The 24,749-nt window shown below is 74.6% G+C and carries 27 protein-coding genes; 9 read left to right on the forward strand and 18 right to left on the reverse strand.

Translation table 11 applies throughout. From position 1 onward, the window contains the following. Nucleotides 1–192: 192 nt before the first annotated feature. Both ACZ462_RS29140 and ACZ462_RS29145 read right to left on the reverse strand, forming a co-directional pair. Nucleotides 193–426: a DUF7848 domain-containing protein gene (locus ACZ462_RS29140; protein ID WP_467809337.1), complete on the reverse strand. Its 234-nt coding sequence runs from the start codon at nt 424–426 to the stop codon at nt 193–195. Then, nucleotides 423–644, reverse strand: a complete 222-nt coding sequence (locus ACZ462_RS29145) for a hypothetical protein (RefSeq protein ID WP_467809336.1) — start codon at nt 642–644, stop codon at nt 423–425. The genes ACZ462_RS29140 and ACZ462_RS29145 overlap by 4 nt, the downstream gene beginning before the upstream one ends. A 162-nt stretch (nt 645–806) precedes the next feature. Between ACZ462_RS29145 and ACZ462_RS29150 the strand changes: the two genes are divergently transcribed. The 3 genes from ACZ462_RS29150 (at nt 807) to ACZ462_RS29160 (ending at nt 3,505) form a co-directional block, all read left to right on the forward strand. Continuing rightward, nucleotides 807–2,024 carry a helix-turn-helix transcriptional regulator gene (locus ACZ462_RS29150; RefSeq protein WP_467809335.1) on the forward strand — a complete coding sequence of 406 codons (1,218 nt, stop codon included), beginning with the start codon at nt 807–809 and terminating at the stop codon, nt 2,022–2,024. A 14-nt stretch (nt 2,025–2,038) separates the two neighbouring features. After that, on the forward strand, nt 2,039–2,401 hold the full coding sequence (locus ACZ462_RS29155; protein ID WP_467809334.1) for a hypothetical protein: 363 nt from the start codon (nt 2,039–2,041) through the stop codon (nt 2,399–2,401). A gap of 324 nt (nt 2,402–2,725) precedes the next feature. Further along, on the forward strand, nt 2,726–3,505 hold the full coding sequence (locus ACZ462_RS29160; RefSeq protein WP_467809333.1) for an HAD-IIA family hydrolase: 780 nt from the start codon (nt 2,726–2,728) through the stop codon (nt 3,503–3,505). A 327-nt stretch (nt 3,506–3,832) separates the two neighbouring features. Here the strand turns inward: ACZ462_RS29160 and ACZ462_RS29165 are convergent, their stop codons facing one another. Both ACZ462_RS29165 and ACZ462_RS29170 read right to left on the reverse strand, forming a co-directional pair. Further along, a complete protein-coding gene (locus ACZ462_RS29165) occupies nt 3,833–4,603 on the reverse strand; it encodes a hypothetical protein (RefSeq protein ID WP_467809332.1) in 771 nt (256 codons plus the stop codon). 285 nt (nt 4,604–4,888) lie between these two features. Then, on the reverse strand, nt 4,889–6,007 hold the full coding sequence (locus tag ACZ462_RS29170; protein ID WP_467809331.1) for an ROK family transcriptional regulator: 1,119 nt from the start codon (nt 6,005–6,007) through the stop codon (nt 4,889–4,891). Nucleotides 6,008–6,063: 56 nt separating this feature from the next. Here ACZ462_RS29170 and ACZ462_RS29175 point away from each other — a divergent pair, with 56 nt between their 5' ends. Together ACZ462_RS29175 and ACZ462_RS29180 are read left to right on the forward strand one after the other, a co-directional pair. Next, nucleotides 6,064–7,215, forward strand: a complete 1,152-nt coding sequence (locus ACZ462_RS29175; protein ID WP_467809330.1) for a Gfo/Idh/MocA family protein — start codon at nt 6,064–6,066, stop codon at nt 7,213–7,215. Between the two features lie 35 nt (nt 7,216–7,250). After that, the gene (locus ACZ462_RS29180) at nt 7,251–8,462 is read left to right on the forward strand and encodes an ALF repeat-containing protein (RefSeq protein ID WP_467809329.1); all 1,212 of its coding nucleotides are present in this window, start codon (nt 7,251–7,253) and stop codon (nt 8,460–8,462) included. A gap of 79 nt (nt 8,463–8,541) precedes the next feature. Here ACZ462_RS29180 and ACZ462_RS29185 read toward each other — a convergent pair whose 3' ends face one another. Then, a complete protein-coding gene (locus tag ACZ462_RS29185; protein ID WP_467809328.1) occupies nt 8,542–9,399 on the reverse strand; it encodes a fumarylacetoacetate hydrolase family protein in 858 nt (285 codons plus the stop codon). Between the two features lie 213 nt (nt 9,400–9,612). On the opposite strand from ACZ462_RS29185, the gene ACZ462_RS29190 reads away from it, so the two are divergent. Further along, entirely contained in the window at nt 9,613–9,864 is a 252-nt protein-coding gene (locus tag ACZ462_RS29190; protein ID WP_467809327.1) for a hypothetical protein, read from the forward strand. Here ACZ462_RS29190 and ACZ462_RS29195 read toward each other — a convergent pair. From ACZ462_RS29195 to ACZ462_RS29205, 3 genes are all read right to left on the reverse strand, one after another. Next, a complete protein-coding gene (locus ACZ462_RS29195) occupies nt 9,861–10,568 on the reverse strand; it encodes a YidC/Oxa1 family membrane protein insertase (RefSeq protein ID WP_467809326.1) in 708 nt (235 codons plus the stop codon). The two genes, ACZ462_RS29190 and ACZ462_RS29195, sit on opposite strands and share 4 nt — an antisense overlap. 122 nt (nt 10,569–10,690) lie before the next feature. Further along, nucleotides 10,691–11,038, reverse strand: a complete 348-nt coding sequence (locus ACZ462_RS29200) for a DUF6412 domain-containing protein (RefSeq protein WP_467809344.1) — start codon at nt 11,036–11,038, stop codon at nt 10,691–10,693. Between the two features lie 59 nt (nt 11,039–11,097). Next, nucleotides 11,098–11,871 (reverse strand): class E sortase, encoded by a 774-nt coding sequence (locus tag ACZ462_RS29205; protein ID WP_467809343.1) that lies wholly within the window; start codon nt 11,869–11,871, stop codon nt 11,098–11,100. A gap of 68 nt (nt 11,872–11,939) precedes the next feature. Here ACZ462_RS29205 and ACZ462_RS29210 point away from each other — a divergent pair, with 68 nt between their 5' ends. Beyond that, the gene (locus ACZ462_RS29210; protein WP_467809325.1) at nt 11,940–12,935 is read left to right on the forward strand and encodes a tetratricopeptide repeat protein; all 996 of its coding nucleotides are present in this window, start codon (nt 11,940–11,942) and stop codon (nt 12,933–12,935) included. Here the strand turns inward: ACZ462_RS29210 and ACZ462_RS29215 are convergent. The 3 genes from ACZ462_RS29215 to ACZ462_RS29225 all read right to left on the reverse strand — a co-directional run bounded on the left by ACZ462_RS29215 (nt 12,911) and on the right by ACZ462_RS29225 (nt 15,488). Next, nucleotides 12,911–13,372: a very short patch repair endonuclease gene (locus ACZ462_RS29215; protein WP_467809324.1), complete on the reverse strand. Its 462-nt coding sequence runs from the start codon at nt 13,370–13,372 to the stop codon at nt 12,911–12,913. The two genes, ACZ462_RS29210 and ACZ462_RS29215, sit on opposite strands and share 25 nt — an antisense overlap. A 78-nt stretch (nt 13,373–13,450) precedes the next feature. Next, nucleotides 13,451–14,503, reverse strand: coding sequence for a hypothetical protein (locus ACZ462_RS29220; RefSeq protein ID WP_467809323.1), 1,053 nt, complete (start codon nt 14,501–14,503; stop codon nt 13,451–13,453). Between the two features lie 433 nt (nt 14,504–14,936). Continuing rightward, a complete protein-coding gene (locus ACZ462_RS29225) occupies nt 14,937–15,488 on the reverse strand; it encodes a GNAT family N-acetyltransferase (protein ID WP_467809322.1) in 552 nt (183 codons plus the stop codon). Nucleotides 15,489–15,637: 149 nt separating this feature from the next. On the opposite strand from ACZ462_RS29225, the gene ACZ462_RS29230 reads away from it, so the two are divergent. Both ACZ462_RS29230 and ACZ462_RS29235 read left to right on the forward strand, forming a co-directional pair. Further along, nucleotides 15,638–15,814, forward strand: a complete 177-nt coding sequence (locus ACZ462_RS29230; RefSeq protein ID WP_467809321.1) for a hypothetical protein — start codon at nt 15,638–15,640, stop codon at nt 15,812–15,814. A gap of 89 nt (nt 15,815–15,903) precedes the next feature. Beyond that, the gene (locus tag ACZ462_RS29235; RefSeq protein ID WP_467809320.1) at nt 15,904–16,209 is read left to right on the forward strand and encodes a hypothetical protein; all 306 of its coding nucleotides are present in this window, start codon (nt 15,904–15,906) and stop codon (nt 16,207–16,209) included. A 1,180-nt stretch (nt 16,210–17,389) separates the two neighbouring features. Here the strand turns inward: ACZ462_RS29235 and ACZ462_RS29240 are convergent. The 7 genes from ACZ462_RS29240 to ACZ462_RS29270 form a co-directional block, all read right to left on the reverse strand. Then, nucleotides 17,390–18,694, reverse strand: coding sequence for a DUF445 domain-containing protein (locus ACZ462_RS29240; RefSeq protein ID WP_467809342.1), 1,305 nt, complete (start codon nt 18,692–18,694; stop codon nt 17,390–17,392). A gap of 159 nt (nt 18,695–18,853) precedes the next feature. Next, a complete protein-coding gene (locus ACZ462_RS29245; RefSeq protein WP_467809319.1) occupies nt 18,854–19,549 on the reverse strand; it encodes a DUF1707 SHOCT-like domain-containing protein in 696 nt (231 codons plus the stop codon). Between the two features lie 144 nt (nt 19,550–19,693). Beyond that, complete coding sequence (gene tnpB, locus ACZ462_RS29250; protein WP_467809318.1) at nt 19,694–21,151, reverse strand: IS607 family element RNA-guided endonuclease TnpB; 1,458 nt, start codon at nt 21,149–21,151, stop codon at nt 19,694–19,696. Beyond that, entirely contained in the window at nt 21,148–21,732 is a 585-nt protein-coding gene (locus tag ACZ462_RS29255) for an IS607 family transposase (protein ID WP_467809317.1), read from the reverse strand. Before ACZ462_RS29255 ends, tnpB begins: the two co-directional genes overlap by 4 nt. 115 nt (nt 21,733–21,847) lie before the next feature. Further along, nucleotides 21,848–22,807 carry an ABC transporter ATP-binding protein gene (locus ACZ462_RS29260; protein WP_467809341.1) on the reverse strand — a complete coding sequence of 320 codons (960 nt, stop codon included), beginning with the start codon at nt 22,805–22,807 and terminating at the stop codon, nt 21,848–21,850. A gap of 47 nt (nt 22,808–22,854) precedes the next feature. Then, complete coding sequence (locus ACZ462_RS29265; protein ID WP_467809340.1) at nt 22,855–23,619, reverse strand: ABC transporter permease; 765 nt, start codon at nt 23,617–23,619, stop codon at nt 22,855–22,857. A gap of 139 nt (nt 23,620–23,758) precedes the next feature. Then, complete coding sequence (locus ACZ462_RS29270) at nt 23,759–24,586, reverse strand: ABC transporter permease (RefSeq protein ID WP_467809316.1); 828 nt, start codon at nt 24,584–24,586, stop codon at nt 23,759–23,761. Between the last annotated feature and the right edge of the window lie 163 nt (nt 24,587–24,749).

Consider the following 24,749-nt stretch of genomic DNA (forward strand, 5'->3'; position numbering starts at 1 on the left):
CCACCCGCTACGACAAGACCGCCCAGTCCTACAAAGCAGCCGTCACCCTCGCATCGATCCTGATGTGGGCCTGACACTTTGACGACAACTCCTAGGGGGAGCTATTGGCCAGCGCGGCGCCGATGACCAGACCGCACGAGCCGCTGATCGCGAAGACGAACAAGATCCCGGCATACCTGCCGACGACCCGCATCACTGCTTCATGAACGTTCGGTACGGCCGCGTGATGATCTCGCGGTACGAGGTGTGGGCCGGGTTGCGGCCCGAGTGCGTCAGCGCCCACGTCTGCGGCCCTTCCCAGTCGCCGCTGTCATCCGACTTCTCCTCACAGGCCCTGCACTGCATGGCGTGCGTCACGGGCTCGGAGCCCGCCTCGCGGTCCGGGGTGATGGTCCAATCCGCCATGGCGAAGGTGCGTGCGGTCACTGTTCGGCCTCTCCGAAGTCGTACTCGGGCTCATCCGGGTCGGGGCTCGGCCGAAGTCGCCTCTCCTCTTCAGTGGTGGCGCGGCGTGCGGTGCCTTTCGGGACCTCCCACTCCCGGCCTCCACCGAGGGGGCGGAGCAGCCAGCGACCGCCGACCGAGCCCTGGTACTCACCAACCTTGCCGTCGCTGTCGATCATGAGCTGTCTCGCAGTCGGCACCGCGTCTCTCCTATCCGTCCTCCATCGCCAACTCCCCCTGGCTTCCAGTGTTCGCCCGCACGAGCAGCCACACCACGGCAGGATTGACGCAGTGATGACTCATCCGTGATGCACGTCGTTGCGCCGGGTAGACCGGAGGCAGGCAGCGAGGGAGGGAGGCCCATGAGCGGTCTCATGAAGCGCCGGAAGGACTGCGGTTACAGTCAGGAGACCTTCGCCGCCGCAGCAGGCGTCGACCGCACGACGGTTGGCCGCTGGGAGCGAGGGGAAACAGAACCACAGCCGCCCTTGCGGCCAAAGCTCGCCAAGCTCTTAGGGCTGGACCTGGCGGGCCTGGGCGCCCTGCTATCGCCACAAGCCGTCACGCAGGAGGCCGAGGGGCACCTCGACGACCTGACCAGTGACAGTGGTGACGACATGATCCGACGCGATTTCCTGCGCCTTCTCGCGGTCGCCGGAGCCCTGCCCGCCCTGCCGGCGGACGAGATTCTCGGCGGGGCGACCGACTTCCGCGCGATGAACAAGCACCTGTGGCAGGTGTACCAGCTCGCCCGCTCGAAACGAGGCGTGTATCCGATCGTAAGAGACCAACTGACCGCTTTAGCAGATGAGCTGAGGGACGGTCGGGACACGACCGGCCTGTGCATGGCGGCCGGGGACCTCTTCCAACTCGCGGGCGAGCTTGCGTTCGACCAGAACCGCTACACCGACGCGGCAGCCTCGTACACCCTGGCGGCCTCTGCCAGCCGCGAGGCGAGGCACTACGACCTGTGGGCCTGCGCACTCACCAGGCACGCGTACGTCTCGCTGTACGAGCGGCAGTGGGCCGACGCGGTGGGCGTCCTCACGGCAGCCGAAAAAGTGGCTCGGCAGGGGGACAGCCGCCTCGCCACTCGGCATTGGGTCGCAGCCGTGCAGGCCCAGGCGTACGCCGGCATGGGCAACCTCGACGCCTGCGAGCGGAGCCTCGATGAGGCCGAGCGAGTCCTCGGCCTCACCGCGGATTCCGTGAACGGCGGATGGCTGCGATTCGACTCCTCCCGCCTGGCCGAGGAGCGCGGAGCCCGGTACGTCGAGCTGGGCAGGTTGGACCTCGCCGAGACCGCCCTCCTCGGGGCCCTCGAACAGGCCGAGCTTGGCCGGGGCCAGTCATACCGGCGCAGGGGCGCCGTCCTGGCCGACCTCGCCATAGTCGGCGCCAAGCGGCGAGACCTCGACGAGGCGGCGGCGTACGCCCGCGAAGCAATGGGTCTCGCTCGACGCTCGGGCTCCGGGTACGTGGCCCGTAAGCTGCGAGTGCTCCGGGTCGAACTGCGGCCGGTCGCCAGCGATACGCGCGCGGCCGAGCTGGACGCCGAGCTTGCCGAGTTGGCCGCCTGACGAGAGGGGACAGCGTGACGGAGGAGAACGGGCGACGGTTCCGCGAGGCATGGATCGCGGGCGTGCGCAAGCACTTCCCCGGCGAGCCGAAGCCGAGCTACGTCACCCCGTGGGAGGAAACGCCGGACTGGGAGCGTGACGCCGCCGCGTCAGTCTGGGCGCAGATCGCGCAGTTCCTCGACCTGTCCGAGGGGCACGCGAAGCGGCTCTCCCGCGATCAGAAGGGCCGCTTCGTCGCAACGTGCTGGACGGCGCAGATGTACCGGCACTTTGGTGACCCGAAGCCCGCGTACGTCGCTGACTGGCCCGAGCTGCCGGACTGGCAGAAGGAGACGGATAGCGACATCTTCGAGGCGGTGGAGACCGCCCACTCCTAGCCCTCCATGGCCCCCACGGGAGCCGCGCCCTCTTCGCGCGCGGCCCCCTGGGGCCTCCGCTATCTGCTCCGCGACGGCCGTCAGCTCGGAATGTGCCCTTCCGGTGAATCCAATCACGCAGAAGGGGATCGTTTTGATGTTCAAACGTTGAGGATTGCACCGGATGCGGTGAGCATGGTCACGTTTTTACTGTTCGTTAAGAGGGGATTGGCATCCGAATATCGGACAGATCCAGCCACACCGGAATCGAACGCATGATCGGCGGTAACGTTTACGACGAGCGCAAGCCGCCTCGTACAAGCGTCCGGCAGGAGAAACACCCTTATGGGAGAGCGCAAGCCGATCGAGTCGTGGCTGACTGACATGGATGGGGTGCTGATCCATGAAGGCATCCCCATCCCTGGCGCCGAGGAGTTCCTCAAGCGGCTGAAGGAATCCGGGAAGCCCTTCCTGGTCCTGACCAACAACTCGATCTACACCCAACGCGACCTGCACGCCCGCCTCGCTCGCATGGGCTTGGACGTGCCGCAGGAGAACATCTGGACCTCGGCCCTGGCGACGGCGCAGTTCCTCGCGGACCAGCGTCCGAACGGCACCGCGTACGTTATCGGCGAGGCGGGCCTCACGACCGCTCTGCATGACATCGGGTACGTCCTCACGGACCACGACCCCGACTTCGTGATCTTGGGCGAAACGCGAACTTACTCCTTCGAGGCCATGACGAAGGCGGTACGACTGATCAACAACGGTGCCCGGTTCATCGCCACCAACCCTGACGAGACTGGCCCCTCCACCGAAGGCGCATTGCCGGCCACAGGGGCAGTCGCGGCGCTGATCACTGCGGCGACCGGCAAGAAGCCGTACTTTGTCGGCAAGCCGAATCCGCTAATGATGCGTGCCGGGTTGAATGCGATCGGTGCCCACTCGGAGACCTCGGCCATGATCGGGGATCGGATGGACACCGACGTACTCGCGGGCCTTGAGGCCGGGATGCGGACGTTCCTCGTCCTGACCGGCGTCACCCAGCCGAACGAGGTCGACCGCTTCCCGTACACGCCCTCGAAGGTCGTGGACTCGATCGCGGACCTGATCGACCTCGTCTGATCGCGGCATTCCCGCTGCAAAGAAGAAGGCCCTCCCGGTATCGCGGGAGGGCCTTCTTCGTGGCCTCGGCGTGTGGTCGATGCATCACCGAGGGCGACAAACCGGGGGTGCTTCGGGCCGCGGACGACGGCGTCGCCGGAGCGGGCGTTCGGCTCGCGGTTCCGGTCGCGGAGGGGTGAGGGGGCCGCAACTCGTCGGCGGCGAAGGCCCGTCCTGCTCTCTCGGTGAACCACCGGCGTCCGTGCCGGAGTTGGCGCCGGGCTGAGTGTCGGCGGGTGGGCGCGTGCAGGCAGGCGCGGCGGGAGGCCCTGCCCGCAGGCGGGCGGGTCAGGGGCCGGTTCGGCGGCGGGTGGGCGGGGGGAGGCGGCGGAGGCGGCGGGCGGCGGCGAGGAGGGCCGCGCCCGTGGCGAGGGCGGCGGCTGCGGTGGCCGCGTGGCGGGCCGGCGGGCCCGTGTCGGCGAGGGAGCCGGCCTGGAAGGGGTCCTGCGGGGGCTCGACCGTGAAGCGGTAGCCGCCCGCCTCGCCGACCCAGTCGCCGTCGTCGCCGCGCCGCTGGACGACGGCCGCGTCCGCGACGACCTCGCCGGTGGGCGCGTCCGGCGCGAACGCCAGGTGGACCGTGACGGTCAGGGCGCCGCCGGCCGGGAGGGTGTAGCCGGAGAAGGCGTCGCCGCCGTCGAAGACGGCGATGATCTCGTCGCGGTCGCTCTCCTCCAGGCTGACGGGCAGGGCCCCCTCGGGGGTGTCGAACTCCATCCGGAGGTGTTCGGCGCGCAGGCCGCGCGCCTCGTCCGACAGCACCACGACGGGGTGGATGGCCGTGCACCGGCTCGCCGTGGTGTTGGTGAGGTCCAGGAACCAGCTCTGCGAGCCGCCGCCGGTGCGGTAGACGGACGGGCCGCCGCGGATCCGCGCGCCGATGGGGAAGGCGGTGCTCTTGCCGTCGCCGCAGGTGGCGCGGGCCCGGGAGGGGAGCGCGGGGGCGGGGCGGGCGCCGCTGCCGTTGCCGACGTCCGCGGCGGCGGGCGCCGCGGCGGCGGCCGGGGCGACCACGGCCGCCAGGAGGGCGGAGAGGGCAAGGGCTTTGCGCAGTCGCATGGCTGACCTTCGCTTCGCTGCTCGCCGGACGGGCTGACGGTCGGACGAGGCGACAATCACCACGGCCTGCCCCGCACGTTCCCACGCGCGCGAGGCCGTGCCGCCGGTGCCGCGCCCGGGCCGGCCGCATTCCCCCTGATCGGCCCACAGCCTCCGGGGCCCCGCCGGCCGCTGGGTCCCGCCGGCCGCTGGGTCCCGCCGGCCGCAGGGCTCACAGGCCGCTGTCCCACCGGCCGACGGGTTCTGACCGTCCGCCAGGTCCTTCCGGGCCGGGTCCGCGGTGCGTCACACCGTACGGCCGAACAGCGGCGCCAGCGCCAGTTCCGCCGCGCCCTCCGCCACGCCCGCGCGGGCCGCGGCGACCTCGGGGGCGGGGCCGCCGAAGGCGCGGGCGGCCAGGACCCGCCGGACGCCCGCCGTGAACACCTCCGGCGCCTGCCGCACCACCCGTCCGCCCAGCCACACGCGGTCGGCGTCGAGCAGGGCAACGGCGTTCGCGGCGCCCTCGCCGAGGATCCGGGCCGCCTCGGGCAGGTCCCCGCGGGCGACGGCCGCCAGGCACAGCACCTCCGCGCAGCCGCGGCCCCCGCAGCGGCAGGGCGGGCCGTCGAGCAGCAGCACCTGGTGGCCGAACTCGCCCGCGGCGGACCGCGGCCCGCGGTGGACCCCGCCGCCGAGCCGGATGCCCGCGCCGAGGCCGGTGCCGAGGTGCAGGTACAGGGAGGTTCCCGAGTCGGGGCCGGAGGCGGCGGCGCCCGCGTTGGTGTCCTTGTCCAGCACCACGGGCGGGCCGCCGCCGGCGGGCCCCAGCCGGTCGGCGACGGCCTGCCGCAGCGGGTGGCCCTCCCACTGCGGGTGGCCCGTCACGCGCCCCATGACGCCGGTGCGCCAGTCGAGCGGGCCCGGTGCGGCGACCCCGACGCCGGCGAGGGCGGGCGGTCCGGCGGGTCCGGCCAGCCGGTGGACGGTGCGGGCGACGGCGGCGGCGACCGCGTCCGGGCCGGCCGCGAAGTCGAGGGGGCCGCGGAGCCGGTCGACGACGGTGCCCGCCAGGTCGACCCGTACCGCATCGAGTTCGTCCCGGTCGGCGTGCACGCCGACCGCGTGCCGGGCGTCCGCGGCGAGGCGCAGCAGGGTGCGCGGCTTGCCGCCGGTGGAGGCGCCGCGGCCGGCGTCCGCGACGAAGCCCTCGGCGCGCAGCCGCGCCGTGATCTTGCTGACGGCCTGCGGGGTGAGGCCCGTACGGGCGGCCAGTTCGGGGCGGCCGAGGCCGGCGGGGCCGGCGACGCGGAGCAGGCCGAGGACGAGGGCGTCGTTGTGGCCGCGGAGGGCCCCCAGGTTCGCGCCGGGCAGGTCCCGGCTGATGCTGCTGCTGTCGCCGGGGGTGCCGCTGCCTCGTTCCACCAGGCCATTGTCCCCCTTCCTTGCACTTAGGCAACACTGTTGCCAAAGTGGACGGCATGAACCCCACCGCCCCGGACCCCTCCTCGACCGCCGCCGCGTCCGCTCCCGCCTCCCCGTCTCCGTACGCCGGCGGGGGCCCGCTGCGTGTCGGGCTCGTCGGCTACGGCCTCGCCGGCTCCGTCTTCCACGCCCCGCTGGTCGCCGCGACCGAGGGGCTCGTCCTCGACACCGTCGTCACCTCCGACCCGGCGCGCCGGGCGCAGGCCGAGGAGGCGTACCCCGGCGTGCGGGTGACCGCGTCCGCCGAGGAGCTGTGGAGCGGCGGCGGCGCCGTCGACCTGGTCGTCGTCGCCTCCCCGAACAAGACGCACGCCCCGCTCGCGTCGGCGGCCCTCGCCGCCGGCGTGCCCGTCGTCGTCGACAAGCCGCTCGCCGGGACCGCCGCCGAGGCGCGCGAACTCGCCGAACTGGCGGACCGGACCGGCACGTTCCTTTCGGTGTTCCAGAACCGCCGCTGGGACAACGACTTCCTGACGGTGCGCCGCCTCATCGCCGACGGCGAACTCGGCGACGTCCAGCGCTTCGAGTCCCGCTTCGAGCGGTGGCGCCCGCAGCTCAAGGGCGGTTGGCGCGAGTCCGGCGCGCCCGAGGAGATCGGCGGCCTGCTGTACGACCTGGGCAGCCACGTCGTGGACCAGGCGCTGGTCCTGTTCGGCCCGGCCGCGGCCGTGTACGCGGAGACGGACGTGCGGCGGCCGGGCGCCGAGGCGGACGACGACACGTTCATCGCGATCACCCACGAGAGCGGCGTCCGCTCCCACCTCTACGTCAGCGCGACCGCCGCGCAGCTCGGCCCCCGCTTCCGCGTCCTCGGCTCCCGCGCCGGGTACGTCAAGTACGGCCTGGACCCGCAGGAGGCCGCCCTGCGCGACGGCCACCGGCCCGGCGCCACCGACATGCCGTGGGGTGTCGAGCCGGAGCACCTGTGGGGCCGGCTGGGGTCCGGGGAGTCCCCGGCGACCGGCGGCGGCACGCCGGTGCCGACGCTGCCGGGCGACTACCCGGCGTACTACGCGGCCGTGGCGTCGGCGCTGCGCGACGGGGGCCCCGCGCCGGTCGGCGCGCACGAGGCGGCGCAGTGCCTGGCGGTGCTGGAGGCCGCGCGGACCTCCTCCCGGAACGGGGTGACCGTATCCTTCGAAAACTGAATGATGATCACACGTGTGAAGAACGGACTGTTCCTGTGAAGCTGCCCCGGATCGCCTCGATCGTGGCGACGGCCGCGACGGCCGCGATGGCCCCGGCCGTCCTGATCGCCTCGCCGGCCTTCGCCACCGGCGCCACGACCACGGCGCCGGGCCTTCCGGCGTCCCCGACCGCCCCCGACACCGGCCCCGGGCCCGACGGCGAGACGGCGCCGAAGCCCTACGAGGACCCGCAGGCGGCGAAGGACCGGGCCGCGATCCAGGCCATCCTCGCGGACCCGGCGAGCGGGCCGGGCGTCCGCGAGGCCGCCGAGAAGGCGCTGAAGGGCACGGCCGCGGAGATGCGGCACTTCCTGGAAGTGGATCTGGCCCGGGAGCAGTTGGAGGACGACCGGGTGCGCGTCGCGCAGATCGGGGAGGCAGGCGGCAAGGCGGTGCGCGCGGCAGCCGACAAGGCGCTGCAGGCCAACACGCGCGAGGCGATCACGGAGTTCCTGCAGAACGGGCAGCACACCGCCCGGTTCGAGGACGACAAGGTCGAGCTGGTGAAGATGCTGAAGGGCGCCGGTCCGGGCATCACCCAGGCGGTCAACAAGCTGCTGGAGGGCGGGACGCGCGACGAGGTCCGCGCGTTCGTCGAGACCGGGCAGCACAAGGTCCGCGCCGAGGACGACCGGGCCCTGCTGCTGGGCGCGCTGAAGGACGCCGGGCCGAGCCTGAAGGCGGCCGTCATCGCGCTGCTGGAGAAGAACCCCACGCCGGCGGAGCTGCGCACCTTCGTCACGACCACGCAGCACGAGCTGCGCGACGCCGACAACACCGCCCTGATCCGGGCCATGCTCGCCGACGCCGGGCCGGAGCTGAAGAAGGCCGCGAACGCCGCTCTGAAGGGAACGCCCGCGGACCGCGCCGAGTTCCTCGCGACCGGGCAGCACACGGCGCGCGACAAGGACAAGGCCGCGGGCGGCGGGAACGGCGGCAAGGACGGCGACGGCAAGGGCGGCTCGGGCGCCGACAAGGGCGCCGGGGCCGGCACGAACGGCTCGGGCTCCGGATCCGGTTCGGGCGCCGCGGACGGCTCGGGCAGCGGCGGCAACGCCACCCCGGCGGGGGGCACCGGCCCGCTCGCGAGCACCGGCGCGAACGCGCAGCTCGCCGTCGCCGCGGGTGCCGGAGCGGCCGCGCTGGGCGCGGGCGCCGGCCTGCTGGTCGCCGCCCGCCGCCGCCGCGCGGCCGAAGCCGCCCGCTGACACGGGGCGCCCCGGGGCCCCGGGCCCGGCCCTGAAGCGGGGGCCGGGGCCGGGGCGGGGGCGCCCGTACGGCTCGGGGTCAGGCGTCCTTGAACTCCTGCCGCTGCCGCCCCAGCCCGTCGATCTCCAGCTCGACGACGTCGCCGGCCCGCAGGTACGGCTTCGGCTCCGGCCGGCCCATGGCCACGCCTCCCGGCGTGCCCGTGATGACCACGTCGCCTGGGTGCAGCGTCATGAACCGGCTCAGGTAGTGGACGACCTCGCCGACGGGGAAGATCTGGTCCGCGGTGCTGCCGTCCTGCCGGAGCTCCCCGTTCACCCACAGCCGGACATCCAGCGCCTGCGGGTCCGGGACCTCGTCGGCCGTCGCCAGCCACGGGCCGACCGGGGTGAACGTCTCGCAGTTCTTGCCCTTGTCCCAGGTGCCGCCGCGCTCGGTCTGGAACTCGCGCTCCGAGACGTCGTTGACGAGGACGTACCCGGCGACGTGCGCCAGGCCCTCCTCCGCGGACTGCAGGTACCGGGCTGTGCTGCCGATGACGACGCCCAGCTCGGCCTCCCAGTCCGTCTTCACGCTGCCGCGCGGGATCAGCACGGTGTCGTCCGGCCCGACCACCGTGTCGGCGGCCTTCAGGAACAGGATCGGCTCGGCGGGCGGCTCCGCCCCGATCTCGGCGGCGTGCCCGAAGTAGTTCAGCCCGATCCCCACGATCTTGCCGATGCGGCCCAGCGGGGCGCCGATCCGCATCCCCGCCGGGTCGAGCACCGGGAGCGACCCGGCCTCCGCCGCGGCGCGCACCCGGGACAGGGCGGCGCCGTCGGCGAGGAGGGCGCCGTCCACGTCCGCGACCAGGCCGGACAGGTCGCGCAGGATCCCGTCCTGGTCGAGGAGTGCGGGGCGCTCCGCCCCGACCGGTCCGACACGCAGCAGCTTCATGGGCATTCTCCCGTGGTCGTGGGTGGTCGGCCCATGGGCGTGCCCCGGGCCGGACGATGGGGTGCGGCCATCGGAGGATTGGTTGATCCTCCAAGAACCGCGTCCCACCCGCAAGCCCCTGTTCACGGACTGGAACACCCCCGCCGCCCCACCGCCCCGACGGCACCCCGCAACGGCACCCAACGGCCGCACGGACCGGACGCGGCGGCACCCATGACCGCGGCGGCGGCACCGCGACGCGGCGACAGCCCCGCCCGCCGACGCACCGGCCGCACCGGCGTCGGCGTCGGCGGCGGCGCTCGGCACGTCGGCGCACAGCGCGTCGGCGCACAGCGCGTCGGCGCACAGCAGGTCGGCGCTCGGCGCGTCCGCGCTCGGCACGTCGGCGCACAGCGCGTCGGCGCACAGCGCGTCGGCGCACAGCACGTCGGCGCACAGCACGTCGGCGCACAGCGCGTCGCTTAGGCGCTCGGCGTCGCCGCCCAGGCGCCCGCCGCGCCCTCGGCGGCGGCCGCCAGCCGCGCCCTGCGGTGCTCCAGCCACGCCCGCTCGGCGACCGACCACGCCGTGGTGGCGGCCAGGTACAGCCCGGCGGCCAGCGGTACGACGGCAGCGGTCACCAGCGTCCCGAACGACAGCAGCGGCAGTACGCCGCCCAGCCGACGCATCGCCTCCTGCTGCTCGGCGGTCAGCTCCGGCACGCCGGCCGGGGAGCGGCGCGCCGCGCCCTTGACCCGTACCACCGGCGCGGCGGCGGTCGCGGCCGCGGACGCCGCGGCCCGCCGACCGCGTACCGCGCTCCACGCGGCGACGGCGGCGATCACCGCGAACAGCGCGAGGTAGACCAGCCCCTGCGCGCCGAACAGGCCGCCCTCCCCCAGGGCGCCGGCCCACGTCCCGCCGAGGGGCGCCGCGAACAGGCGGTGCCCCAGCAGCTCCCCGGACGTGGTGAACGCCTGGTACATGAGGAAGAACACCGGCAGCTGGAGCAGCACAGGCAGGCAGCCGGCCACCGGGGTGGCGCCCTGGAATGCGGCCCTGTTCAGGGGGTGCAGGGCGAGCCGTACCAGGATGGTGAACAGCACGATCGCGGCAGCGGTCGCGGACTCATCGAGCGCCGGCTCCAGGAACCGGCCCAACTCGACAACTACACGGGTGAAAACGGACACGCGGGCCCTCCGAGGGGTCTCGTCGAACGTCGAAGCGGTGCATTTCGGCGTGACGAGCCACGCGGGGCGCGACAGCGGGTGGTGCGAAGGCGATCCGGGGTGGCGGTGCGCGGTGCGCGCCCCTACGCGGCCGTCGGGACGAGACGGCCGGGTGCCCTGGGCCGCGAGCGGCCGGAGGCGTCGGGATCGCGCTGCGGCAGGAACGCCGTGCGCTGCTCGCGATCACGGATCGCTGTGCGTATTCGGTGCGGCGGCACGGGCCGCACCAGGCGCGCCGCGAGGACGGCGGCGCCCACGGACACGGCGGCGGCGGTCGCCGCGAGGGCGACGGCGACGGCACCCTGCCCGCCCTGCCCCGCGATCAGCCCGAGGACGCCGGCGAGCAGCAGCAGGGGCGCGAGGCGCGCGGCGGCGCCGGCGAACGCCGCGATCAGCGCCCGGCACGAACGCGCCCGGCGCGGGCTGTCCAGCCCGTCCACACCGCCCCCCCCTCTCGACCAGCCATACCGACAACGCCCCGGGCCCCGGCTCAGTTCCCCGCGAGCACGCCCCACACGACGAGCCGGTACCGGGAGCTGTACTCGGGCGTGCAGGTGGTCAGAGTGATGTACGCGCCGGGCTCGGTGTACCCGTATCCCGGCCGGACCGCGCTCCGCGGCACCGGGGCGATCACGCCGATGTCCCGCGGCCCCGTCTCGGGCAGGATCCGGTCGACGGTGTACGTGTACCGCCGCCCCCGGACCTCGACGACGAGCTCGTCGCCGGGCCGCAGCCGGTTCACGTACCGGAACGGCTCCCCGTGCGTGTTGCGGTGCCCGGCCAGCGCGAAGTTGCCCTGCGCGCCGGGCTCGGCGGTCCCGGGGTAGTGGCCGGCGTACCCCTTGTCGAGCACGCTCCGCTTGTCGACGCCGCGCGCGACGGGCACCGCCACCCCGAGCCGCGGAATCCGCAGCACCCCGTACGCCGCCCCGTCCCGCGGGCGGTCTGCCCCACCCGCGGAGCCCCCTGCGCCGGCGGCCGGCGACGGCGACGGCGACGGCCCTCCCGGCTCCGGGGACGCGGCAGGCTCCGCGGCCTCCCCCGCCCCAGTGCCCGGCACCACCGCCCCCCAGGCCTCCTCCAGCGCGGCGACCCGCCGCCCCGCGGCGGCCGCGGCCTCCCGGTTCGTCCACCACACCTGGTGCACCACCAGCAACAACAGCACCACGCCCACCGTGACGGCCGACTCGGCGGCCGCCCACAGCACCCGCGCGAGACCGGCCCGGCGCGAGCGCCCGCCGCGCCCCTGCACCACCACACGCATGTGATCCCGCACGGGGCGCACCTTAAGACCTCCCCCGCCAAGTGACCAGCGGCAGTACGGTGTGAACCATGCGCCCCGACACGCCTGCAGAGCACATCGCCGAAGCCGAGCGCCTGATCCGCACGGCGACCCGCTACCCCGAGGACCAGGAGCCCCTGCTGCTCCAGGCCGCCGCCCACCTGGAACTGGCCGACGCACGCGAACGGGCGAGCGCCCTCTACGACCGCCTCCTCGCCGGCGAGCCGGCCGACCCGCACCTGATCAAGGCGCTCCAGGCCGCGAACCTGTGGGAGTACGGGCACGAGCCGGAGGCGCGCGCCCTCATCCAGGGCATCCGCGCCGCGGCCCCCACGGACCCGGCCCCCTGGGAGGTCATCGCCGAGGCCCTCGAGACCCACGACGAGCTGGCCGCGTCGGAGGAGTGCTTCACCCAGGCGGCCACGCTCCTGATCTCCGAGGACGCCCCCCTCACCCCGGCGACGACGGCCCTGCTGACCGGCCGGCACCGGGTCCGCCGCCTCCTCGGACTCCCACACGACGACTGGGACATGGTCGCGGACACCCGCCACACCGGCCCGATCCCGCTGGACGAGCTGCACGACCCCAAGCGCATCTGGGCCCTCGGCTCCGACGACCCGGCCGAGCTCCGCGCCGAGATCGCCCGCCTCCGCGCGGAGCTGGGCGACCGCCGCGCGGCCCTGTCCCGCCCGTTCCCGGTGGCGATCCTGCACTGGCCGCAGCGCGAGCTGGCCGAACTCCTGACGGGCTACCCGACACTCGCGGCGGAGTACCCCTCGCACGACGCGCACCTGGCCCAGGTCGAGGCGTCCCTGCGCGCCCTCGCCGCCTCCGGCACGACGAACCTCGGCATCGTCACGGCAAGCGTGCCGTCGTACGAGGCGTTCGCGGCGTCGGAGAAGACCTCCCCGGCGTCCCCGTCCCTCCTCCCGGAGTACGCGACGACCCTGGCGGCCCGAGGCAAGGCCACCCCCTGGCCCCCACCCCCGAACGCCCCCTGCTGGTGCACCTCCACCAAGCCCTACTCGGAATGCCACGGCGCCTGAGCATCCGGGCCCACACCCGCACCTGTGCCAAACGTGGTCGGCGTGCCTGACGCAGCTCGCACGACGCGGCGCTCGGCGACGGTCGCCTTCACCCGGTCCGCCGCCGCCACCGGATCCTCGTGCTCCCAGATCCTCACCGCCAGCCAGCCGGCCTCGGCGAGGCGTGCGTCCGTGTCCACGTCCCGGTTCCGGTTGCCCTCGATCTTCGCCCGCCAGAAGTCGGCGTTGTTCCGTGGCCACGTGGCGTGCTCCGGGCAGCCGTGCCAGAAGCAGCCGTCCACGAAGACCGCCACGCGGGCCGGGCCGAAGACGATGTCCGCCTCCCGGCGCACGCCCTTCACCGGGCGCCGATGCACGCGGTAGCGCAGGCCGGCGGCGTGCAGGAGCTTGCGCAGCGCCACCTCGACCCCGGTGTCGCGGCTTTTCTGACGGCTCATGCGTCGGCGTATCTGGGCCGTCGTCTCGAGTCTCTCCACGCCTCCATTCTCGACGGTCCGGACTGCCGCACCGCACCGTCATGGGAACGGGAGCAGCAGCTGGTGGTGGCCGCGCAGGGCTGCCGTCGGTGGGGTGGGGCGGGTTGCGGCCAGGGTGAGGAAGGTGCGGATCGCCGCCGTCACCTGGGTCGGGGTGTCGCGGACCATCGACGGGGTCGCGCTGACCACCAGGATGCCGTGGGCCTCCAGGCGCAGGCGGCGGCGGAGTGTGGCCTGCCAGGCGTCGCGGGTGTAGTGGTACTCCGCGGAGTCGATCTCCAGGGCCACGCCCTCATCGGGCCAGTACGCGTCCGGGGCGGCGAGGAAGGTGCCGTCGGCGGTGTAGAGGCGGGCGTTCCACAGCGGGGGCGGGAGGCCGGCCGCGCTGAGGGCGTCGCGGGCCTGCGCCTCGGCGGGCGAGCGGATCCCGGCGAGGAGTTCGTCCGCGGCGGCGCGGATCTGCGGGCGGCGCAGGAGGCGGGCGGTGCGGAGTTCGGCGTGCAGGTCGTGCGGGCGGCACCAGCCCGACTGGACGACGCGGGCCAGGACCGCGCGGAGCTGCTGCGGGTCGGTGGCGCGGGCGGCGTAGTCGGCCGCCGCCCGGACCGGGCGGGTGCTCGGCACGCCGGCGACCGCGATCGTCTGCGGCCACCGCGCCGTCGGCAGGACACGGACCTCCGGGGTCCCCGCCGGGCGGCGCGGGCTGCGGACCAGCACGTCGGCCGGGGTGCGGGGCGCTTCGGGGATGCCGAGCAGGGACAGGGCGGCGCCGCCGGTCAGGGCCGCGGTGTCGCCGGACAGCGGTTCGGAGGCCGGGTCGGCGGCGTACAGGACGGCGCCGAGGGCGCGTTGGCGGTGGTCCGGAGGGCCTGTCTGCAGGAGGTAGACGCGGGGCAGCAGCCGCTGCCACGGGCCGCCGGGCCGGCTCCGCGAGGCGATCGTTCCGGCGGGGATCCCGGACGCGGCGAGCTGCCTCCGGGTGGCCAGGCGAAGCTGCCGCCCGAACGGCGACGCGGCGGGCGGGGCCGGGGGGCGCCGCCGGGGGCGTACGGGTGTACGGGCCTGGGGGGTGCGCGTGCGCGGTGTGATCATGCCGCGGGTATGCCCCGGGGCATCGGTCGGGACACCGCCTGGCGCGGCCCGGCGGAAGGGACAGGCGGGCCGACACCGCCCCTGGCGCGGCGGGGCCGTCAGGAGCGGCGCGCACCGACACCGCCGGCCACGGCGCGGCGGTCAGGGTACGGGGCGTACGACACCGCCGGCCACGGCGCGGCGGTCAAGTACGGGGCGTACGACACCGCCGGCCACGGCGCGGCGCGGCGGTCAGGCCATGGGGCGCACCGACACCGCCGCCCACAGCGCGGTCAGGTACGGGGCCGTACGACACCGCCGGCCACGGCGCGGCGGCAGGGACGGGTGGACGGCACCCCCCTCCCTCACAAGGCGGTCACCGCCGGGCGGACGGCACCCCCGGCCGCGGGGCGATCGGGGTGGGCCGACGACGCCGCCGGCCGCGGCGCGCCGGTCACGGCCCGGCGGCGCCCGGGTGGTGCGGTGCCAGGAAGACGACGACCGCGGTGCGCTCCGGCGCGCCCGGCAGCGGGGGCACCTCGTGCCAGCCCAGCCGGCGGTACGTGGCCACCGTGTCGGTGGCGAGGCGGGAGGTCAGCAGCCAGGCGCGGCCGTCCGGGGCGTCGGCGGTGATCTCGGCGAGGAGGGCGCGGCCGGTGCCGCGGCCGCGGGCCCACGGGCGTACGGCGAGCTCGTCGACCTCCAGCGCCCCCGTCAGGAGCCGGCGGAGGCGGGCCGGGCCGAGCTGGGCGGCGACCTGCCCGTACCCGCGGTCCGCGGGGAAGTCCGCCGGGGTCAGCCAGGCCGTGGCGAAGCCGTCGACGCCTGCTGCGGACTGGGCGAGCGCCGTGCGGAAGCCGTGGCGGCGGCTGTCCGCGCGCAGCCGGGGGCCGAATCGGCGAATGGTTTCTGCGTCCTCGTTCCACGGTGGGGCGGAGAACACCTCCGCGTACGCGTCGACCAGTTCGTCGACGAGGTCGAGGACGGCCTCTCCGTAGCAGATCACGATGCCCCGGCCTCTCTGGAGGGAGTGGGAGGAGGCGACTGTACGCCCGCCCGGGGCCGGGGGGAGCGTTTCGTGCAGATCCGGCGAGTGTGTGGCAAATCCCCCGCCGGAACGCGTGTCGGCGGGCCCGGCGGCGCGTTGAGCAGCGCGTGGACAGACTGCTGCGGATGGCGTGCCGGTGCGCGCTCGCCTTCCTGCTCGTACTGGGCGTGGTGGCGCTGCTTCCGCGGGCGGTGCAGGACGCCGTACCGGACGGGGTGATCGGCGGCGCCGTGCTGGTGCTCGGGGCGGTGGGGGCCCGGCGGGCCGTCAAGCCGCCGCGTTAGCCTCAGGGCAGGGCGCGCCGCGGGCTGCGACTCCGGGGTGCGGACGTCCCCACGGACACGGTGTACAAGGACGAACGAGGGAGTTGGACATGGCGCGGGTACGGGTACCGAGTGCTGCAATGGCGGCCGCCGGGCTGGTCGGCGGGTACGCCGCCGCCCGCTGGAGCGGGAAGCGGCCGCTCGGCGGTGTCGTGCTCGGCGCGGCCGGGCTGGCGGCGGGGCGCGAATGGCACCGCAGCGGCGGTGTCCCCGCGGCGGCGGGCCTGGGCGCGCTGTACGTGGCCGGCTTCGCCGGCGCGCACCCGCTGGCGAAGAAGGTCGGCGCCTGGCCGGCGGTCTTCGGCGCGGCCGCGGTCGTCTCCACGGCGGCCTGGCTCATCTCCGACCGCCACTGACACCCGCCGGCCGAGGCCCGCGGGCCCGCGGGGCGGATCCCGCCCGGCCCGCCATCCCGGCCGCGGGCGGCCCCCCGCCGCACCGCCACCCGGCCACGGGCCAAGCCGTTCGCCCCTGGTCGGCGCCCGGGCCACGCCGGCGGGGCCGGCCCCGCCCGGCAGCCCGTACGCGGCCGGGCGCCGACCGCAGCGGAGGCGCGGCCGGAGTGCAGGTCCCGGTCCGCTGCGCGGGGCCAACTCCCCGCCCCGCCCTTCCACCGTTCCCCGGGCTCCGCCCGGACCCCGCCTGCGGCGACCGGCGGCAACCACAGCGGCCGCCCAGGCGGCTGGGCGCCGGGGTTGAGCGTGGCGGGCCCCTCGCGTAGTCAGGGCAGCGGCCCCTGACCAGCGAAGCAGCCGTGACCCGAGCAGGAGCCGCGGTCAGGGCAGGGGCCCCAACCAAGGCGGCGGCGGCGGCCAGGCACCGGGGTGCCGGCGCTGGCAGCGCTGCCCGGGCGGGGGCCCGGCTCGGCCCGGGCCGGGCCCGGGCAAGAACGTGGCTCGGGCAGGGCAGGGACCCGGGCAAGGCACGTGACCCAGGCAGGCACGTGACGCGGGCAGGGCAGGGGCCCGGGCAAGGCAGGGGCCCGGGCAAGGCAGGGGCCCGGGCAAGGCAGGGGCCCAGGCAAGGCAGGGGCCCAGGCAGGGCCGGGGCCCAGGCAGGGCCGGGGCCCCGGCAGGGACGTGACGCGGGCAGGGCAGGGGCCCGGGCAAGCGCAGGGGCCGTAACCAAGGCGATGGCGGCGGCCAGGTACGGGGTGCTGGCGCCGGCAGACCTGCCCGGGCGGAAGGGGGCGGGCCCCTGCAGGGACGGGCCCGGGCCGGGCCGGGGCCCGGGCAGCGGCCGTAGGCGGCCCCGCGGGCCCGAGGTCAGGGGCCGGGGCCCGCCGCCGCCGCCCCGGCGCACGCCCGGCCCCACCGGGGGCGCACCCCGCCCCCGTGTCCGGGCGGGCCGCGGCCGGACGCCCTGCGCGCCGCCCGGGCCCCGGGCCCGGGCCCGCCCGCCGCCCCGGCCCGGGGACGCCCCAAGCCGCCGGGCCCCCAAGGTGCGGGGACGCCCCAAGGCGCCGGGACGCCCCAGGGCGCCTGGGCGCCCCAAGGGCGCCGGGACGCCCCCAAGGCCCGCCGGCTGCCCGCCCCCTCAGGCCCCCAGTGCCCGCGTCGCCGTGTGGATCAGGAGGCCTGCCAGGGCGCCGACCACCGTGCCGTTGATGCGGATGAACTGGAGGTCGCGGCCGATGTGGGCCTCGATTTTGCGGGAGGTGTGTTCAGCGTCCCAGCCGGCCACCGTGTCCGTGATCAGGGAGGTGATCTCGGCCCGGTATGTGGTGACCACGTAGACCACCGCGCCTTCGATCCAGCCTTCCAGCTTGTCCTGGAGGCGCCCGTCGGTGGCGAGGCGGGCGCCGAGCGACAGCAGGGATGCGCGGACCCGCAGCCGCAGTTCGCTCTGCTCGTCCTCCGCGGCCGAGAGGATCATCGCGCGGATCGCCGTCCACGCGGAGGCGATGACGTCCTGGATCTCCTCCCGCTCCAGGATCTCCGACTTCAGGCGCTCCACCCGCATCCGGGTGTCCGTGTCCGCCTGGAGGTCGGCCGCGAAGTCGTGCAGGAAGCGGTCCACCGCTCCGCGCGCCGGGTGCTCGGGCATGTCCCGCATCTCCGTCAGGAAGCGGAGCAGCTCCTTGTAGACCCGCTCGCCGACCTTGCGGTCGACGAACCGGGGGGTCCAGCCGGGGGCGCCGCCCTGGACGGCGTCCATGACGGAGTCCGCGTGCGTGACGAGCCAGTCGTGGGCCTTGGCGCAGACGAGGTCGACGACCCGCCGGTGCCCGCCGTCCGCGACGACCCGCTCCAGGGTCTTGCCGATGCCCGGCGCGATCTCCGCCGTCTCGGCCCGCCGGGTGATCGCCTCGCCGACGACCGCCTGGACGTCGGAGTCCCGCAGCACCGTGAGCGCCCCGCGCAGCGCGGTGGCGAGTTCGGCGGTGACCCGGTCGGCGTGCGCCGGCTCGGCGAGCCATGCGCCGAACCGGCTGCCGATGCGGACGGCGTGCAGCCGCGCCCGCACCACGTCCGCGGAGAGGAAGTTCTCGCCGACGAACTCGCCGAGGGACGCCCCCAGCTGGTCCTTCTTCGTCGGGATGATCGCGGTGTGCGGGATCGGCAGGCCGAGGGGCCGCCGGAACAGCGCCGTCACCGCGAACCAGTCGGCGAGCGCGCCGACCATGCCCGCCTCGGCGGCCGCCTGCACGTACCCCGCCCAGGCGCCGGCGCCCGCGTGCTCGGCCCAGGTGGCGAGCACGTACACCAGCGCGACCAGGACGAGCAGCCCGGTGGCGGTCGCCTTCATACGCCGTACGCCGCGCCGGCGCTCCTCGTCGGCCTCGCTGAACACGAAGCCGCCGGGGGCCGGGGCCGGGCGGCCGCCGCTGCCACCGCGCAGGACGGCGGTCCGGCTCGGGGCCCGGCCGTCGTCCGCGCCCGGCTCGGGGCCCCCGGCGGTGGTGCGTTCGTCCACAAGCTCCTGCCTTCTCCCGGGTGCCGGTCTTGTCTCAAAGCATCCGACTCCCGGCACGCCCGGCGAGTTCCCGGCGCGCCGTCCTCACAGCTCCTTGCGCAGGTCGGGGCCCCCTTCGAGGCCCGGCCAGGATTTCGGCGCCTTCACCTTGATGTCGACGCCGCCCCAGAACGCCAGCCCCGTCACGACCACGCGGGGGGCGCCCGGCGCCACCGGCCCGGGGCTGTGCCGCTGGTCGAAGGCGCCCATAATGCCGATGCCCCGGACGTCGACGTCCACGCCCGGAGGGACGGTGATCTCGATACCGCCCATGATCGCGACGCAGTTGATCACCACCTCGCGCTCCGCGAAGTGCGCCTCGCGCAGGTCCAGCTCCCCGCCGCCCCAGAACGCCACCGCGTTGAAGCGGCCCGGCACGGTCCAGTTCCCGCGGCGCTGGAACCCAGACATGACCGCGACCGCCGTCGCGGACGACGCCGCCGGCCCCCCGCCGCCGATCCGCCCCGCCCAGGAGCCGGCCGGCGCGGCGGCCGCCCCGGCCGCGGCGACGCCCGCGGGGGCGGCTCCGGCGGCGGGGAGGTCCCGGGTCAGGGTCTCCAGCTGGGCGTACGTGCGCGACTTGTACGCCGACTCCAGCCGCTCCTCGAATTCCTCCATGTCGAGCCGGCCCTCGGCGAGCGCGTCGCGCAGACGCTCCACGACGCGGTCCCGGTCGGCGTCCGACGCCCGGAGTTCCGGCAACGGCTTCTGCGGCCCCTGGTGCTGCCCCTCGTCAGTCATGGGGCCAGCCTAAGCAGCGGGCGGCCCGCAGGTGTACGGGTTCAACCCCGCCTCCACCCCGGGCCCGTACCCTGATTCATCCGTTGCTGAGGCCGTGGTCAGGTCTCAGCATTCCGGGCATTCCGGCCCGGAAGGTCCGTCACATCACCAAAGTGTGAGGGCTTCGGCTTGAGTACGGTCTCTCGTTTCCTGCTGCCGCTGGTGCGGCAGGGTTGCGCCACCTGCCCGCCCACCCGTGGCCTTGCGGCTGCGGGTGGTGGCGCGGGTCTTACGGTCGGCTCCACGAGGCTTCGACGCCGCCGGGGCGGTGTCCTGGTCTCCGGCCACTCCGGTACCAGTGGTGCAGGCCGCCGCGAGAGGGGCGAGGTTGAGTGCGGCGTTGTCGTCCCGGTCGATGACCAGGTTGCAGGCGTCGCATTCGTAGGTCCGGACGTGCAGCGGCAGCTTGGCTTTCACCGCGCCGCACCCGGAACAGGTCTTGGAGGAGGGGTACCAGCGGTCTGCAACCACGAGGCGGGTGGCGTGGCGCCGGCGGGTCTTGTAGGCGAGCTGACGGCGGATCTCACCGAATCCGACGTCGGCGATGCGCCGGGCCAAGCGCCGGTTGCGGAGCATCCCGGCGACATTGAGGTCCTCGACCACGATCGTGCCGTACTCGGCCGCCACGGCCGTGGTCAGCTTGTGCAGCACGTCCTCGCGGAGGTTCGCCACCCGGTGATGCACGCGGTTGCGGATGGCGTTGGCTTTCTCCCACCGCTTCGACGGCTTGCGTCCGGTCCTGCGGTCGGGGCCCTGCCGGCGGGACACGGTCCGGCAGGCGCGGCGCAGCTGCTTGCGCACGGCGTCATAGTGCCCGGGATTCGCGACGGTGCGGATCTCGCCCGTGCTGTCGGCCATGACCGCGAGGGTCTTCACGCCAAGGTCGATCCCGACCGCCACATCCGGGCGCGCGACGCGTTGCAGGTCGCGCTTGATCTCGGCCTGGAAGGACACGAACCAGCGTCCCCGCTCGTGTCGCACGGTCGCGGACAAGACGCGGGCGGTCCCGGCCTGGATGCGGGCGTGGAGGCCGGCGGTGGGTTCGTGGGTACGGATCGTGCCCAGCCTCGGCAGTGTCACATGCCGGCCGTCACCGTCCACGCGGATCGTGCCGGTGGTGAACCGGCAGGCCAAAGGCGCCTTCCGCTTCGACTTGAACCGGGGCACGCCCATCCGCTTGCCGCGCCGCTTGCCCTGCTTGGACTTCGCGTAGTTGTCGAACGCGGCCGACGCGTTCGCCAGCCCCGTGGAGTACGCCTCTTTCGAGTTCTCCTCCCACCACCCGGCGAAGTGGGGGTCGGTGTGCTTGGCGGCGTTGAACGCCTTCCGCAGGGTGGGCAGCGACCACGGCCGCCACGCGGTCAGGCCGGTCTCGGGGACGCCGTAGGACTCCTCAGCCCGGTGCTGCCACCACGACGCGGTCACCCAGCCGACGGCCCAGTTGTAGGCGGCGCGCGCGGCGCCGCAGTGCGATCGCAGCGCTGCCTCCTGGGAGGCGTTCGGGTCCAGGGCGAACCGGAACGCCTGCACCTGGAACCCCGGCTGCGCCTGGAACTTCTTCACTCGTCGTCCGCGGCAGTCGCCACGGCCACCGCGCGGGCGGCCCGGTCCTTCGCGGCCCGGCTCCCGTACAGGCGGGCGCACATGGAGGTGAGCACCTCGGTGATGTCCCGTACGAGGTCGTCGGCGGTCTCGGTAGGGTCGAGGACGACCAGGCGCCGCCCGGACGCCGACAGGACCGCTTCGAGGTGCTCGACACCGAAGTGGGCCAGCCGGTCGCGGTGCTCGACCACGATCACCGCGGCCTGCGGGTCGGACAGCACCCGGTGCAGCTGCCGGCGCCGGCCGTTCAACCCGGAACCGACCTCGGTCACGACCTCGGCGACGGCCAGGCCCAGCCCGTTCGCACCGGCCACGACCCGGGCCACCTGCCGGTCAAGATCCGCTTTCTGGTCGACCGACGACACGCGGCAGTACGCCACCACCCGCCCCGCCTCCACGACGGTGGCCGGAGCAGGCTCATCGACCAGCCACGTCCCGGACGGCGCCTGACGGACCGGCACGGGCATCTTCCCGTCCTTCACCCACCGCCACGCCGTCTGGTAGCTCACGCCCTGCTGACGGGCCCACTCCGAAAGCTTCACAAGACCAACGTACGCAACATAGCCGACTAGAGGTGACTATCAATGACTAGAAAACATGTAGCAGCTTCCACCCCCCATCCCCTGCCGGGGACCGCCCCGACCGCCCCGGGCCCCCTCAGCCCCGTCCCGCGTACATGCGCGCGATCACGTCCTCGATGTCCGGCTCGCGCACCGACAGGTCCGACAGCGGGTACCGCGCCGCGACCTCCGCCACCAGCGGCGCCGCCGACGCCCCCGCCGGGAACGCCAGCCACTGCCGCGGCCCCTCCACCTTCACCACCCGCGCACCCTCCACGCACACCGCCGGAAGCTCACGCTCCAGGTGCAGGACGAGCATCCGCTCGCTCTCCCCCGCGGCCCCGGCCGCATGCAGCCCGGCCGGCGTCCCGTCGTACACCAGCCGACCGTGGTCGATCACCATCACCCGCCCGCACAGCTGCTCGATGTCCTGGAGGTCGTGCGTCGTCAGCAGCACCGTCGTGCCGCGCTCGGCGTTCAACTGCCGCAGGAACTCCCGCACCTTCGCCTTGCTGACCACGTCCAGCCCGATCGTCGGCTCGTCCAGGTACAGCACGTCCGGGTCGTGCAGCAGCGCCGCCGCGATGTCCCCGCGCATCCGCTGCCCCAGCGACAGCTGCCGCACCGGCACGTCCAGCAGCGGCCCGAGGTCCAGCCGCTCCACGCAGCGCTCCAGGTTCTCCGCGAACCGCGCCCGCGGGATCCGGTACAGCCTCCGCATCAGCCCGTAGCTGTCCTTCAGCGGCAGGTCCCACCACAGCGTGGTGCGCTGCCCGAAGACCACCCCGATGCGGTGCGCGAGCCGCATCCGCTCCCGCGCCGGGTCGATCCCGGCGACCCGGAGCCGGCCCGCGCTCGGGGTGAGGATGCCCGTCAGCATCTTCACCGTCGTCGACTTGCCCGCCCCGTTGGGCCCGATGTAGCCGACCACCTCGCCCCGCGCCACCTCGAAACTGATCCCGTCCACGGCCCTGACCTGCCGTTTCTCCCGGCGCAGCAGGCCGGCCCGGCGCCGTACGCCGAACACCTTCTCCACCGCGTCCAGCTCGATCAGCATGTCCGGCCCGCCGCCCGCACCTGCACCCGCGTCCACGTCCACGTCCCTCAGCTCCCCGTGCTCCGGTACGAACGAAGCCCCGCGCGCCACGCCAGCGACGCGGGGACGAACAGCGCCAGCGCCACCGCCGGGCTCGCGAAGGCCGCCCAGTCCGGCAGCCCCAGCGGATCCGGCCGCCCCAGCACGTACAGCGCGGGCAGCCAGTTGACGAAGGCCAGCGGGACGACGAACGTCACGCCCCGCAGCAGATCCTTCGCGAACACCGTCGGCGGGTACTGGAGCATCGTGTTCCCGCCGTACGTGAAGGAGTTCTGCACCTCCGCCGCATCGCCCGCGGCGAACTGGAACGCCGCCCCGGCCACCAGCACCGCCGCGAAGATCGCCGCCCCGGCCGTCACCGCCACCGGCAGCAGCAGCACCTTCGCGGCCGTCCACTCCACCTCCAGCCGCGCCACCGCCCACCCCAGCACGGCCAGCCCCTGTACGACCCGACCCGCCCGCCGCAGCGCGAACCGGTCCGCGGCGACCTGCGCGAGCACCGGCACCGGCCGCACCAGCATCGTGTCCAGCGAGCCGTCCCGGATCCGGGATCCGACCCGGTCGCTGCTGCCGAGCAGCAGGTCGGCCAGCCCGAGGGAGGCCGACGCGGTCCCGTACAGCAGGGCCGTCTCGGGCAGTGTGAAACCGCCCAGCGCCTCCACGTGCGTGAACATGATGGAGATCGCCACGAAGTCGAGGAACGTGGTCGCCGCGTTCCCGCACAACGCCAGGGCGAACGACGCCCGGTACGCCATCGTCGACCGGATCCACATCCCGGCGATCAGCCGGTACCCGCGCAGCCCCGCGCCGGCCCGCCCCCGCCACCCGGCCGCACCCGCACCGGCCGCCCGCCGCTCCCGCCGCTCCCGCCGCTCCCCGCCCCGTACGAGGACCTCCTCGGCGAGGACCTCCTCAGCCACCCTGGACCACCACCTTCCGCGTCGCGGCCGACTGCACCAGCCGCCCCACCCCCAGCAGCACCAGCGCCCACACCGCCTGGAAGCCCAGCGCCCGCAGCACCTCCGCGGCCCCCGTGTGCCGCCCCAGCAGCACGTCCAGCGGCACCTGGAGGATCGCCGCCCACGGCAGCACCCGCACCAACTCCCCGAAGCCGCCCGGGAACACCGTCAGCGGCAGCAGCATCCCGGAGAAGAACACCGAGGCGACCACGGCCACCAGGTTGACCCCCGACCCGTCCAGCAGCCAGAACGCCGACAGCGCCAGCAGCCACCGCAGCGCGAAGCTCACCACCAGCGCCAGCAGCACCGACCCCAGGAACAGCAGCCAGCGCAGCGGATCCGCCGGCAGCGCCAGCGGGAACACCAGCGCACCCGCCACCAGCGGCACCACCCCCCGCCCCAGCAACTGGAACGCCGCCCGCCCCAAGTCGGCGGCGAGCCACCACAGCTGGAGGTCCGCCGGCCGGTACAGGTCGACCGCGATGTCCCCGGTCCGGATCCGCTCCTGCACCTCCTCCTGGAAGCCGCCGCCCAGCAGCGCGCACGCGGCCAGCATCGACTGGCTCACCCACACGAACGCCAGCGCCTGCCCCTGGTCGTAGCCGCCGAGCCCCGGCCGCTCGGCCCACAGCGCCAGGTACGTACAGGCGACGATGAACCCGAAGACCGTGTTCGTGAACACGCCCGCCGCCGTCGCCACCCCGTACGCCGCGTACCGCCGGAAGCCGCCTGCCGCAACGGCCAGGTACAGCCCCGCTCTTCGCCCCGTCCGCAGGCGCACCGTATCCCTCCGTTTTCCCACGTCGTTGCCACGTCGTACCCGCATCGGCCAAAGACGCGCGAGCTTAGTGCGGAGGGGCGAACCACTGCGACCGGTTTACGCCCGTCCCGCTCGGAACGACCGGCCATCAGGTAGACACCTTTTTTCGGTACGGACATGGATG

It is taken from the genome of Streptomyces sp. NPDC031121, assembly GCF_055570615.1.